Source organism: Pseudomonas sp. MF4836 (assembly GCF_002018875.1).
GTDB lineage: Bacteria > Pseudomonadota > Gammaproteobacteria > Pseudomonadales > Pseudomonadaceae > Aquipseudomonas.
In genome coordinates this window covers 249,757-262,449 of record NZ_MVOL01000006.1, presented here as the reverse complement: position 1 = coordinate 262,449, position 12,693 = coordinate 249,757, and the positions used below count along the sequence as shown (strand labels likewise).

The following is a 12,693-nucleotide window of genomic DNA, read 5'->3' as shown; positions in this document are numbered from 1 at the left end:
TCGGCTAGTCAGCGTGGCTGTTCCACCGCCACGCAGCACATTGCGCGCCGATGCGCTTTCGGCGTGCGAAGTTGTGTGCCAACCTTCCTGACGCAGCGCCGCTGAGCCAGCCTATGGCCGCGCCGCTGCCCATCATCAGGCAGGCTTCTTGCGGAGCGCCCGGGCACTCATTTTCAGCAATAGAACGGCGATCAATTGAAACTTCTTATCCTCTGGAGCGCCCTGCTCCTGTGTACGCCATTGCAGGCAGCGCAACTGGTCCTGGAGCTGGGCGCAGGCAGCCGCACCTGGCAGACCGAGGAGTTGCTGGCACACCCTGAAGTGCAGACCATCACCATCAGCGACGACGTCTCCTACAAACGCGACATGATTTATCGCGCCGTGCCACTTGAGGCGCTGCTGGAAGGGGTCAAGGCCGACGATCACTTGCAGGCAGTGGCCCTGGACGGGTTTGCCGCCGAACTCTCCGCCGCGCCCCTGCTCAATCGCAACGGCGCCCGGGCCTGGCTGGCCATCGAGGACCCGTCAAGGCCCTGGCCGAAACTGGCTCAGGGCAAACCCAGTGCTGGGCCGTTCTACCTGGTCTGGACCAACCCCCAGGCCGGGCACATCAGCCCGGAGCAATGGCCGTTCGAGCTGGCCAGCATCAAGCGCCTGGCGCCGGTTGCCGAGCGTTTCCCAGCCTTGCGGCCAGATCCGGCCCTGGCGAGCGACGACCCGGTGAACCAGGGGTTTGCGTTATTCCAGAAGAACTGCCTGGCCTGCCATCGCCTGAATGCTGCGGGCGACTCGCAGTTCGGCCCTGACCTGAACATCCCCTACAGCCCGACCGAGTACTTCGGTGAAGCCTTTCTCAAGCGCTATATCCGCGATCCGCAAAGCTTGCGCCGCTGGCCCCAGGCGAAGATGCCGGGGTTCTCCAGCAGCGTCCTGCCGGACACGGAGCTGGAGTTGCTGCTCGGCTATCTGAAACATATGGCGGGGCGTAAACAGCAGCCTTGAAGACTGCTGCCAGATAAACGCCTGACAGGCCGCCCCTGGGCCCGCGGCGTACAACCTACTGCTGCTGTACCAGGATCACCGGCGGGGTCGGTGCAACCAGCACTTTGGCGTGCATCTGTTCGCCACCACCGCCGCGCCGCATGCCACGCACCGGGCAGGCATCCAGGTAGTCCAGGCCCACTGCCAGTTTCAGGTGGCGCTCGGGGCGCGCCAGCTCGTTGGTCACGTCAAAGCTGTACCAGGCGTCATCCAGCCAGGCTTCGGCCCAGGCATGGCTGGCCAGGTGCTCGCTGTTCTCACTGTACAGGTAACCCGATACGTACCGCGCCGGCACCCCGAGACTGCGAGCGCAGGCAAGAAAGGCGTGGGTGTGGTCCTGGCAGACGCCGGAGCGCCCGGCAAAGGCCTGAGCCGCACTGGTGTCCACTGCAGTAGAACCCGGCGCATAGGTCATGTACTGGTTCAGCGCGTGCATCAGGTCGATCAGCCCGCTGCGATCACGACGCTTGCGGCATTGTTTGTCGGCAAAGGCACGCAGGGCTTGGTCGGCCTCGGTGAGCCGGGTAAAGCGCAGGAACGGTAGCGGCGACTGGCTCTCATGCTCGGCCTCGCGCAACTCGTCGATATCCACCTGCCCGCGCGCGCCGATGATGATCGCCTCGTGAGGCTCGTCCAGGGTCAGCACGTGCAGAATGTTGCCGAAGGGATCCAGCTGCGCGCGCACCGGACGCGGCAGATCAAGCTGCCAACTGAGCACGTGCTGGCGCTCGCTGTCGTGGGGCGTCAGGCGCAGGTACTGGATGCTGGCTCGCACCTGGTTTTCATAGTGATAGGCGGTTTCGTGACTGATGGAGAGTCTCATACAGCCTCCAGGTAGGAACTGTGAATGGCGTTGCCCAGCTGGCGCACCAGCGGGATGAACTCGGTCAGCCAGGCGTGCAGGCCTTCTTCGAGGATTTCGTTGATGCCGGTGTAGCGCAGGCGCGCATCCATTTCGGCCGCCAGGCGCTGCGCCGGCCGGCCGTTGGTTCCCGGCAGGCTGGCGAGGATCTGGTCGATCTCTTCGGTGCAGGCGCGCAGGGAGCGCGGCACGTCGGCGCGCAACAGCAGCAGCTCGGCCACATGCCTGGCGCCCGGTGCGTCGCGGTAGATCTCGGTGTAGGCCTCGAACGACGACAAGGCGCGCAGCAAGGCGCTCCACTGGTAATAGGCATGGGCCGTGCCGTCGCTGACGGCGTCGGCCTGATCGCCGGCCATCTCGTAGCGCGCGTCAAGCAGGCGCAAGGTGTTGTCGGCGCGCTCGATAAAGGTGCCCAGGCGAATGAAGCGAAAGGCGTCGTTGCGCATGATGGTGCCGTAGGTAGCGCCTCGAAACAGGTGTGAGCGCTCCTTGATCCACTCGCAGAACCGGCTCATGCCGTAACGGCTCAGGCCCTGTTCGGCAATGCCGCGAATCTCCAGCCAGGTGGCGTTGATGTTTTCCCACATATCGGCGGTGATCCGCCCACGCACCGCGTGGGCACTGGCACGTGCCGAGCCCAGGCAGCTGTAGATACTGGCCGGGTTGGCGGCGTCCAGGGCGAAGAAATGCAACAGGCGCTCGGCGTGCAGTTCGCCGTGGCGCTCCAGGTAGTCATCCAGGGTGCCGGTAATCAGCAGCGGCATGGCCAGTTCGTGCAAGCCATCGCCGCGACCGTCCTGGGGCATCAATGACAGTGAATAACTGACGTCGAGCATCCGCGCGAGGTTTTCCGCCCGCTCCAGATAACGCGACATCCAATACAGGTCCGAGGCGGTTCTACTCAACATGGCAAGCTTCCTTAATCCTCGACCACCCAGGTGTCCTTGGTTCCACCACCCTGGGAGGAGTTCACCACCAGGGAGCCTTCACGCAGCGCCACACGGGTAAGACCACCGGGCACGACACGGGTTTCACGGCCAGACAGGACAAACGGACGCAGGTCGATGTGCCGCGGAGCGATGCCGTTTTCGACAAAGGTCGGGCACGTGGACAGCGACAAGGTGGGTTGCGCGATATAGGCGTGGGGCTTGGCCTTGATCCGCGCGCGGAAGGTCTCGATTTCCGCTGCGGTAGCCGCCGGTCCCACCAGCATGCCGTAGCCCCCGGAACCCTGGGTTTCCTTGACCACCAGTTCCGGCAGATGAGCCAGCACATGGGACAATTCGTCGGGCTTGCGGCACTGCCAGGTCGGCACGTTCTTCAGGATCGGCTCTTCATCCAGATAGAACCGGATCATGTCGGTGACAAAGGGATAAACCGACTTATCGTCGGCTACGCCGGTGCCGATGGCGTTGGCCAGCACGACATTGCCCGAACGATAGGCAGACAGCAGGCCCGGCACGCCGAGCATGGAGTCCGGGTTGAAGGCCAGCGGGTCGAGGAAGGCGTCATCCAGGCGGCGGTAGATCACATCCACCGCTTTGGGGCCATCGGTGGTGCGCATGAAGACCCGATCGTCACGCACGAACAGGTCTGCGCCTTCCACCAGTTCCACGCCCATTTCCCGCGCCAGGAACGCATGTTCGAAGAACGCGCTGTTGAAACGCCCCGGTGTCAACACCACGACACTCGGGTCATCCAGCGCGCTGGAGCTTTTCAGGGTATCGAGCAACAGGTTCGGGTAATGGTCGATTGGCGCGATGCGCTGGGCGGCGAACAGCTCGGGGAACAGACGCATCATCATCTTGCGGTCTTCGAGCATGTAGCTCACGCCGCTGGGGGTCCGCAAGTTGTCTTCGAGTACGTAATAGGTGCCGTCGCCGTCGCGCACCAGATCGACTCCGGAAATATGCGAGTAGATATCGCGGTGCAGATCCAACCCCTGCATCGCCAACTGGTATTGCTCGTTGGCCAGCACCTGTTCGGCAGGAATGATCCCGGCTTTGATGATCCGCTGGTCGTGGTAAAGATCGGCCAGGAACATGTTCAGTGCCTTGACCCGCTGGATGCAGCCGCGCTCGACGATCCGCCACTCACTGGCCGGAATGCTGCGGGGAATGGTGTCGAACGGAATCAGGCGCTCGGTGCCCTGCTCGTCGCCATACAGGGTGAAGGTGATGCCGGCGCGGTGAAACAGCAGGTCGGCCTCGCGTCGCCGCTGCGCCAGAAGCTCGTCAGGGGTTTCGGCAAGCCAACGGGCAAACTCCCGGTAATGCGGGCGAACCTGGCCGCCAGCATCGTACATTTCATCAAAATAGGTGCGGATCATGCCGTACTCCTTGTCACCCGGACATCTAGGCATCGCAAGGCCCGTGCCACTGGCATAAACGCTTTGATTTCAATTAGTTGGATCAACTTCTCGTTCACGCCGCACCATTGCCGTGCAGCAAACGCCCCAACTTGATTGCCCCCGCTCCAATGCGAGGCAATGGCTGTGGCTATCACCAGCATAGTCAGAGTTGATTTCACTGCCCGGGCGAGGCGCTGGATAATCCGCCCATCGCGCAAAACTTCGTAACCCGGCGTGACGAAGTCGATGCCTTAAGCTTCAGGGCGTCGCCGCTGATGGGTGCTTACCACCCCGACGGCATTCCCTAATACCGCTCTTCCCTTTTGGCCACCCCTTGCAGGTGGCCTTTTTTTGCCTTGCGGAAACCAAATCGGCCAACCCGAGGGTCAGCCGATGCTGTCTTGACGCTATTCATATGCGCTATACGAGTAACCCTCGAACCTCCTGCTTCACGCCCCAACCTTCGATGATGCCGCCCAGAGGCTCGACCACCGCCTCAAAGTCCTGCTCGAAGTCGCCGATGCCGCCGTAGGTGGCGTACATCACCTTGCTTAGCTCCAGATACCACGCGCCATCGTCGCGCACGCTGATCTGGGCATTCAAGGATTCACCGCGGAAATGTCCTGCCGCCCTGCGCGCCCGCTCCTCATCCGGGAAAATGGCGTAGAACTCGATGGGATGGAATCGTGAAAAGTCGAAGCCGCCCTCTTTCATGCGGCGCAACACGCTGGTGCTGATGTCTTCTTGATAGGCTGTGCTCATGAAACGTCCTCCTGGAACCAATGGATAGACTTTCCGTACTCCCTGTCTGCACCTCGAGGCTGCAAACGTTGCGGCAAACAGCACCGCCAGGACACAAGCATGTAGCTGACAAGACCAGACCTTAGCGATTCATTCGCTGATCTCCTTTGCAGAGTAGCGCCAAGAACCGGGCGCTGCCAAGGTCTGGTTGAGGATCAAGCGGGCGGGTGACTAAATTGCAGTAATGCCGAGGATTTGAATGCTGTTCTGTTCTTTCAGACTTTTGACTGTCGGGTCGTCGGTACGCCCCTCCAGGTCATTGAGATCCAGTTCGGCCGAAACCGGCAACAGCTTTGCGCGAATCATTCGTGCCGCCTGCTCCATGCTGGGCTGCTGTTCACAGTCGAACTGCTCCACTGACTGGACACCATGATCGTCAACGAAAGTGATTTGCCACTTTTGCATCAGTGCCTCCTCGATAAAGCCCGTGGGTGGGCCTACAACATCTCGACCCTGAGGCCCGGGAAATCGTTCCACCGCTGTTGCGCATAAAAAAGACCGCCCGAAGGCGGCCTTTGGCGTGAGGCCTGGTGATGATCAAGGCTTCTCAGCGCGCTCTTTCAGCGCCTTGAGGGTATTGAACGGTGCATCGACCACGAACTTGTTGGCCAGCCAGGACGGCACGCTGCCGCCAGGCTCGGTGTGCACCTGGTAGGTCACTTCAATCTGGTCGGCACCTTTGGGCACCATTTTCCAGAAGCCTTCGACCTGGGCCACACGAACAAACCCCTTCTCTTCGGGAATGTAGGTCGGCACGCCTTCAAGCTTGCGCGTCAGGCTACCGTCAGCGCCTTCGGTGGTGGTGATATGCAGCACCGAATCACGAGCCGTGACCGGCCACGGCGTGTTGAACTGGGTGTAGGTCCAGCTCTGGTTACCTTCGTGCTTGAGCAGCTTTTGCGACTTGCACTCGTGGATCCAGCTGCAGGCGCCCGCTACGTCTTCCTGCAGGCTTTGCAGTTTGGCCATCGAGGTTTTGATCACGGTAACGCCGCGGTAAGCCTTGTATTTGGAACCCGCCACTTCGCTCAGGGAGACCTTGATCCCGTCCTGATCCTTGGCCGTTTGCCAATCTTCGGCCTGAGCCGTTGCTGCCAGTAACACTGTCAAACCACAGAGCGCAGCCATTCGTTGCAGCGAACCCATTGTCTTATTCCTTATTGTTGAAGTTCCGTTCATTGAAAACACTCAAGCCGCCGTCATTTGTTCCCACCAGCCAATCAACTTGATGGCTTGCTCACGGCTGTCGCCACAGACTTCGATATCCGCATGAAACGCCCCACACACGGCCGGACGCTCGGGCAGGCCGAACAACGCACACAAATGTTCGACCGACAGATGCACGCAACGTTCTCCGGCAGGCTTGCCCTGGGGCATGCCCGGAATCGGCGTGCTGATGGAAGGGGCAATGCAGCAAGCGCCACATCCTTCACGGCAGTTCATGGGGAAACGCTCCTCGCGACGAGCAAAGTATTGAAAATGACGCACAGCAAGAGTAACCGCTAAAACAGCCGTTTAAAATTACTCTAAGAACGGTTTTTGCACTGAAAGCTGTGTGACTGACCAGTCTCCGACAAAGTGTCGTTGTCAGGGGTCACACACGGGGAAGGAATTTATTGCTTGAACTCGAAATCCAGGGCCGCGCCCTCGACGTCACGCCGCTCTTCATTGCGCAACTGCAACTGCATTTCGTTGCTCAACAAACGGCCGTTGAGCTGAAACGGGCTGCTTTCCTTGGGCTTCTCACCAAACATCTGCGGCAGCAAGGGTTCGCGCTTGGGCATGGCCACCGTGCCGATGGGCTGCAGGTGCTTGACCATTTCCGGTGGCAGGCTCAGGTCGAGCTTGGCGGGCGGCAACGGGGTCTTGGCAATCTCACGCGCTGACTTGGATTTGGAAGCAATAGGCGCACGTTTTTTGGTCTTGGCCGCTTTTTTGGGATTGGCTGCGGGTTTGGCGGCCGCAGGTTTTTTGCTCGCAGAAGGCGTATTCGCGGCCGGTTTTTTTGACCCGGAAGCCGCGCTCCGGGCACTTTCGTCCTGCGTCGGTGCCGCCAGCAGCGGGCCGGCGCCCAAGGCCGTCGACAGGCAGATCAACAGGCAGACAGCAGGATAAAAAGCTTTCATAGACAAAAAAGGGCGCAGTGAAAGGTGCCATATGCTCGCTTGTCGACAGCTTCATGACAAGCGTTGCAACCGGCTTCCCTCAAAAACCGCCAGCGGTCTCCTGACATAATTGACTGGCCAACATACCCAGCGTCATTAACGCTCGCTCGGCCTCGCGATTCCATGGCGTACCGCAATTAAGGCGGATGCAGTGGTTGAATTGCTCGGTATTACTGAAGATCAGCCCTGGCGCAATGCTGATTCCCTGCTGCAACGCACGCACGTGCAATTCTTGCGTGTTGACTCGCCCCGGCAGGCTGACCCAGAGAATGAAACCGCCAGTTGGCCGGGTAATCTGCGTGCCCTCGGGGAAATACTGCTGCACCGCCAACTGGAAGGCACTGAGATTCTTGCGGTACTCCTGACGGATATAACGCAGATGGCGATCATAACCACCGTTCTCCAGGTACGCCGCCACCCCCATCTGCGTCACGCTGCACGCCGAATGGGTGCTGAACGTCTGCAGCCGCTGGATCTCCTGCTGGTACTTGCCCGCGATCATCCAGCCGATGCGCACCCCCGGTGACAGGGTCTTGGAGAAGCTCGAGCAGTAGATCACCCGGTCCAGGCGGTCATAGGCCTTGAGGGCCTTGGTACGCCCTACTTCGAACATCAGTTCGCCGTAGATATCGTCCTCGACCACCTGAATGTCAAAATCCGACGCCAGGCGCAGCAACTGTTTCTGCCGCTCTTCAGGCATGGTCCCACCCAGCGGGTTACTCAGGCGCGTCGTCAGCACCAGGGCCTTGATCGACCACTGGTTGGCCGCCAGCTGCAAGGCCTCCAGGCTCATGCCCGTCGCCGGGTCACTGGGGATCTCGATAACCTTGAGCCCCAGCAGATCGGCCAGTTGCAACAGGCCGTAGTAGGTGGGCGACTCCGCGGCAATCAGGTCGCCGGGCCGGGTCAGCACCCGCAACGACATCTGCAAGGCATCGACACAACCGTGGGTGATCACCACTTCGGAAGGGTCCACCACCACACCGGCATCGCGCATGCGAATGGCCACCTGGCGGCGCAGCGGTTCGAAACCCGGGCTGAACATGTAGCTGAACGCCCGTGGGCTATGAAATCGGGTGACCTTGGCCAACTGCTGATGCAGGGCGCGCACCGGCAGGTAATCGACACTGGGCACCGCTGCGCCGAGCGGGAACACCCCTTCGCGGCGCGACTCCACCAACACCTGTTGAATAATGCTGCTGCGGGTGACCAGTCCCGGGCGCTCGACCCGGGCAATGTCCGGGGTCGGCGCGGTCAGGGCCGGAGTCTGGTGCACGTAATAACCGGACTGCGGCCGGGCGCGGATCAGCCCCTGATCCTCGAGATTGGCATACGCCTGCAACACCGTGGCGTGGCTGACATTGAGCTGCGAGCTCATCTTGCGCACCGAGGGTACGCGCTCACCGGGCTGGTACACACCCCGACGAATATCCTCAGCCAGTTGCTGAGCGATACGTTGATACAGCAAGAGATTGGTCATGACGCAGCACTCGATTTCACGGGCATTTTATTCTTGTGTGAAACACTACCGGAACAGTTTGGAAGTGTACGGGGACAGTTGTCACAATAGTCGACGATACACCGCAGTGTCAGCAAAAACTGTACGGTTTTTTGTGAGCCTATCGGCAGGTATAAAAAAACCCGGCACCTTGAGGTAACCGGGTTCGGGTGTTGCTCAGACCTTAGCGGGCGGCGCCGAGCTGGCCTTTCTCGTCGGAAAACACAATTTCCACTCGACGGTTCTGCGCGCGTCCGCGTTCAGAAGCATTGGCCTCTACCGGGTAATCGTCGCCATAACCTTCGACCTTGATGCGTTTTTCGTCGATGCCCAGGTCTACCAGCATATCGGCCACGGCTTGTGCCCGGTCGCGGGACAATTGCAGGTTGCTTTGCTTGTCGCCGGTGTTGTCGGTGTAGCCCTCGATCCGCACTACCCGCTTGGGGTTGAGCTGAAGGAACTGCACCACTTTGAGCACCGTACGATTGGCCGAGCTTTTCAGCTCCGCCTCACCGGTATCGAACAACACATCGCCCAGGGTCATGACCAGACCACGGTCGGTCTGGGTCGTGGCCAGGCTGATAATCTGTTCTTCCAGCCACTTGCCCTGCTGCTGCACGCTGAGCAACTTGGCCTCACGCAGGGCCAATTGCAGGCGCTGGCGCTCCAGTTCGAGCTTGGCTACGCGCTCTTCATTCAACACTTGCTCGGTGTGCTCGCGGGCGATTTCGCTGTAGCGCCGGCTGAGGTAAGCGTAATGCACCACGTCAGAGCCGCTGCCCCAGTAGCTGGACAAGCGATCGGCACGCGCCAGGGACTCGCCGGCCCGAATCACGTCCTTGGGCGCGATGCGCAGCACATTGGAGTCTTCCTTGACCTTCTGGAAGTCGTTACCAGCCTGTTGCAAGACCTCTTCGCTTTGCTGACCGGCACAGCCATACAAGCCCGCACAGGCCAGCAACAGGGCACCGCTGAATACTCGGGTGATCAGGTTCATTGGGCATCCCCCAGTTGCTTGCGCAGGCGAGTGATGCGGCTCTGCAGTACGTTCAACTGTTCCTGGCTTTTCAGGGTCAGGACCCGCGCCTCGGCCAGGCGCGCGTCCAGTTCGGCCTGTTCGGCGCGCATGCGTGCATGCTTGTAGGACTCATCCTGCATATTGCCCTGGGCTCGCTTGAATTTGTCTTCGGCGAGTTTCAGTTCCGGCACATCTTCTACCGTGGCCCCAACGGCCTTGGCCTGTTCCAGGGCCTGTTCAGTCAGGCGCATCTGTTCAATGGGCGCCGGATCGGTTGCACAACCCGCCAGGGCCACAATGGCCACGGCGGCGAAAAGAGGTCGAATACTCACACAAAATCCCTACTGTTTTGAGGTGCCGGCGGGTTGCTGTAACTGGGCTTTCCAGCGCTCAAGATTGCGCTGCAGCAAGGCCTCGGTCAGGCCGGACGCGGGCAATTCTGTCATCTTTTTCGCCAACTGTCCGCGCAACCATGGGTCATTGCAGGCCGAGTCATGGGAGACCGCCAGGAATAGCCCCGGCCGGTCGACCGGCTGCGCAGCGGCCACCAGGTCATTGGCCATGCCCAGGGACTGCGCCAGCGCCATCCCGGCATAACGCCCGGCCAATACATATTCGACGTCACCCAGCAGCAGTTTCTGCAAGGCTTCGGTGAGGTTGCTCGTGCGCCGCAGGGTCAACTGATCCTTGGCAAAGGCTTCGAACGGCTGGGTCAGGCGAGCCTTTTCCGAAACAGCGCCACGGTGCCCATGCAAATCAGCCAACTGGTTGTAGATCAGCGTTGACCCCTTGCGCGTCCACACCAGGTAATCGTTCTGCACCAGGGGTGGGTGGATGTAGTCCAGCGACTCCAGCTCGCTCAGGGTCAGCGGCGCATCGGCCAGCATATCCATGCGTCCGCTGCGTACTTCGGCCAGGGCTTCGGAGCGCTTGCCGGCATAGAGCAATTCGACCTTGAGCCCCAGCTCCCCCGCCACCTGCTGCAGCAGGTCGGCGCTGGCACCTATGAGGTGTTTCGGATCCTGCGGGTCCCGCCACAGATAAGGCGGCGCATCGGGGCTGCCAGTGACTACCAGGCGCTCGCACTTGCCGGCGGCCAGCACCCAACCAGGCGCCAGAACCATTCCCAGCAATACCGCGCATCCACTCAAGCGGCGCAGAACCATGGCGAAACTCTCCCGCAATTAATTCAGACAATAAAAAAGCCCGGCCAAAAGGCCGGGCTCTTTATAAGTGAAGCAGCCGGATTAGACCAGCTTCTCCAACTCGGGTACGGCTTCGAACAAGTCCGCCACCAGGCCGTAATCAGCCACCTGGAAGATCGGTGCTTCTTCGTCCTTGTTGATCGCAACGATCACTTTGGAGTCCTTCATGCCCGCCAGATGCTGGATCGCGCCGGAGATACCGACGGCGATGTACAGCTGTGGCGCAACGATTTTGCCGGTCTGGCCGACCTGCATGTCGTTGGGTACGAAACCTGCGTCGACCGCAGCGCGGGAAGCGCCGACAGCAGCGCCCAGCTTGTCGGCCAGGGCGTACAGGTGCTTGAAGTTGTCGCCGTTCTGCATGCCGCGGCCGCCGGAAACGACGATCTTGGCAGCGGTCAGTTCCGGACGATCGGACTTGGCCAGTTCTTCACCGACGAAGCTGGATTTGCCAGCGTCGTGAGCAGCAGCAACGGCTTCAACGGCAGCCGAACCACCTTCAGCGGCGACCGGGTCGAAACCGGTAGCACGCACAGTGATCACTTTGACCGCTGCGGTGGACTGCACGGTAGCGATCGCGTTACCGGCGTAGATCGGGCGCTTGAAGGTGTCAGCGCTTTCTACGGAGATGATCTCGGAGATCTGGTCAACGTCCAGCTGGGCGGCAACCCGCGGCAGAATGTTTTTGCCGTTGGAGGTAGCGGCAGCCAGGATGTGGCTGTAGCCAGCACCGAGTTCGGCGACCAGGGGCGCGACGTTTTCCGGCAGCTGGTGCGCGTAGGCGGCGTTGTCGGCCACCAGCACTTTAGCCACACCAGCGATTTTCGCAGCGGCTTCAGCCACGGCGCCTGCGCCCTGACCTGCAACCAGCACGTGAATATCACCACCAATTTTGGCGGCGGCAGCCACGGTGTTCAGTGTGGCCGGAGCCAGCACTTTGTTGTCGTGTTCGGCGATTACCAAGATAGTCATGATTAGATTACCTTCGCTTCGTTTTTCAGTTTCTCGACCAGTTCAGCCACCGACTTGACCTTGATACCTGCGCTGCGTGCAGCCGGCGCTTCGACTTTCAGGGTCTTGTTGGTAGAGGCGGTGGAAACGCCCAAAGCATCCGGAGTCAGCACTTCAAGCGGCTTCTTCTTGGCTTTCATGATGTTTGGCAGGGACGCATAACGCGGCTCGTTCAAACGCAGGTCGGTGGTGATGATGGCCGGCAGTTTCAGCGAAACAGTCTGCGCGCCGCCGTCGATTTCGCGAGTCACGGCAACGTTGTCGCCACTGACTTCTACTTTCGAGGCGAAGGTGCCCTGACCGTAGCCGCTCAATGCAGCGAGCATCTGGCCAGTCTGGTTGTTGTCGCTGTCGATGGCTTGTTTGCCGAGGATCACCAGCGATGGCTGTTCCTTGTCGACAACCGCCTTGAGCAGCTTGGCAACCGCCAGGGAAGTCAGGTCTTCGGCAGATTCGACGAGGATGGCACGGTCGGCACCCAGAGCCAGCGCAGTGCGCAGTTGCTCTTGAGCGGTGGACGGGCCGATGGAGACGACGACGATTTCAGTCGCAACACCTTTCTCTTTCAGGCGTACGGCTTCTTCCACTGCGATTTCGCAGAAAGGGTTCATCGACATCTTGACGTTAGCGAGGTCTACGCCGGAGTTGTCCGCTTTGACGCGAACCTTGACGTTATAGTCGACCACTCGTTTGACAGCTACAAGAACCTTCATGGATTCCTCGTTACTCTCCGGTGAAAAGA

15 protein-coding genes are annotated in these 12,693 nt (G+C 60.5%); 1 reads left to right on the top strand and 14 read right to left on the bottom strand.

The features are described from left to right. Positions 1 to 195 precede the first annotated feature (195 nt). Complete coding sequence (locus MF4836_RS16345; RefSeq protein WP_078471125.1) at positions 196 to 1,002, top strand: c-type cytochrome; 807 nt, start codon at positions 196 to 198, stop codon at positions 1,000 to 1,002. Between the two features lie 55 nt (positions 1,003 to 1,057). On the opposite strand, the gene MF4836_RS16340 is transcribed toward MF4836_RS16345, so the two are convergent. From MF4836_RS16340 to MF4836_RS16275, 14 genes are all read right to left on the bottom strand, one after another. Continuing rightward, on the bottom strand, positions 1,058 to 1,864 hold the full coding sequence (locus tag MF4836_RS16340) for a transglutaminase family protein (RefSeq protein ID WP_078471124.1): 807 nt from the start codon (positions 1,862 to 1,864) through the stop codon (positions 1,058 to 1,060). After that, complete coding sequence (locus MF4836_RS16335; protein WP_078471123.1) at positions 1,861 to 2,811, bottom strand: alpha-E domain-containing protein; 951 nt, start codon at positions 2,809 to 2,811, stop codon at positions 1,861 to 1,863. The genes MF4836_RS16340 and MF4836_RS16335 overlap by 4 nt, the downstream gene beginning before the upstream one ends. An 11-nt stretch (positions 2,812 to 2,822) precedes the next feature. After that, positions 2,823 to 4,232, bottom strand: coding sequence for a circularly permuted type 2 ATP-grasp protein (locus tag MF4836_RS16330; RefSeq protein ID WP_078471122.1), 1,410 nt, complete (start codon positions 4,230 to 4,232; stop codon positions 2,823 to 2,825). Positions 4,233 to 4,673: 441 nt separating this feature from the next. Further along, entirely contained in the window at positions 4,674 to 5,015 is a 342-nt protein-coding gene (locus tag MF4836_RS16325) for a ribonuclease E inhibitor RraB (RefSeq protein ID WP_020300312.1), read from the bottom strand. Positions 5,016 to 5,225: 210 nt separating this feature from the next. Further along, positions 5,226 to 5,459, bottom strand: a complete 234-nt coding sequence (locus MF4836_RS16320; protein WP_078471121.1) for a hypothetical protein — start codon at positions 5,457 to 5,459, stop codon at positions 5,226 to 5,228. A 132-nt stretch (positions 5,460 to 5,591) separates the two neighbouring features. Beyond that, positions 5,592 to 6,200 (bottom strand): START domain-containing protein, encoded by a 609-nt coding sequence (locus MF4836_RS16315; RefSeq protein ID WP_078471120.1) that lies wholly within the window; start codon positions 6,198 to 6,200, stop codon positions 5,592 to 5,594. Between the two features lie 42 nt (positions 6,201 to 6,242). After that, positions 6,243 to 6,497 (bottom strand): YkgJ family cysteine cluster protein, encoded by a 255-nt coding sequence (locus MF4836_RS16310; RefSeq protein ID WP_020300309.1) that lies wholly within the window; start codon positions 6,495 to 6,497, stop codon positions 6,243 to 6,245. 170 nt (positions 6,498 to 6,667) lie between these two features. Next, a complete protein-coding gene (locus tag MF4836_RS16305) occupies positions 6,668 to 7,180 on the bottom strand; it encodes a translation initiation factor 2 (RefSeq protein ID WP_078471119.1) in 513 nt (170 codons plus the stop codon). A 79-nt stretch (positions 7,181 to 7,259) separates the two neighbouring features. Next, positions 7,260 to 8,699 carry an aminotransferase-like domain-containing protein gene (locus tag MF4836_RS16300; protein ID WP_020300307.1) on the bottom strand — a complete coding sequence of 480 codons (1,440 nt, stop codon included), beginning with the start codon at positions 8,697 to 8,699 and terminating at the stop codon, positions 7,260 to 7,262. A gap of 202 nt (positions 8,700 to 8,901) precedes the next feature. Continuing rightward, the gene (locus MF4836_RS16295) at positions 8,902 to 9,714 is read right to left on the bottom strand and encodes an OmpA family protein (RefSeq protein WP_078471118.1); all 813 of its coding nucleotides are present in this window, start codon (positions 9,712 to 9,714) and stop codon (positions 8,902 to 8,904) included. After that, entirely contained in the window at positions 9,711 to 10,067 is a 357-nt protein-coding gene (locus MF4836_RS16290; protein ID WP_078471117.1) for a DUF4398 domain-containing protein, read from the bottom strand. The genes MF4836_RS16295 and MF4836_RS16290 overlap by 4 nt, the downstream gene beginning before the upstream one ends. A 9-nt stretch (positions 10,068 to 10,076) precedes the next feature. Further along, complete coding sequence (locus MF4836_RS16285) at positions 10,077 to 10,901, bottom strand: substrate-binding periplasmic protein (protein WP_078471116.1); 825 nt, start codon at positions 10,899 to 10,901, stop codon at positions 10,077 to 10,079. A gap of 81 nt (positions 10,902 to 10,982) precedes the next feature. Further along, positions 10,983 to 11,912, bottom strand: coding sequence for an electron transfer flavoprotein subunit alpha/FixB family protein (locus MF4836_RS16280; protein WP_020300302.1), 930 nt, complete (start codon positions 11,910 to 11,912; stop codon positions 10,983 to 10,985). A 2-nt stretch (positions 11,913 to 11,914) separates the two neighbouring features. After that, positions 11,915 to 12,664: an electron transfer flavoprotein subunit beta/FixA family protein gene (locus tag MF4836_RS16275; RefSeq protein ID WP_020300301.1), complete on the bottom strand. Its 750-nt coding sequence runs from the start codon at positions 12,662 to 12,664 to the stop codon at positions 11,915 to 11,917. Between the last annotated feature and the right edge of the window lie 29 nt (positions 12,665 to 12,693).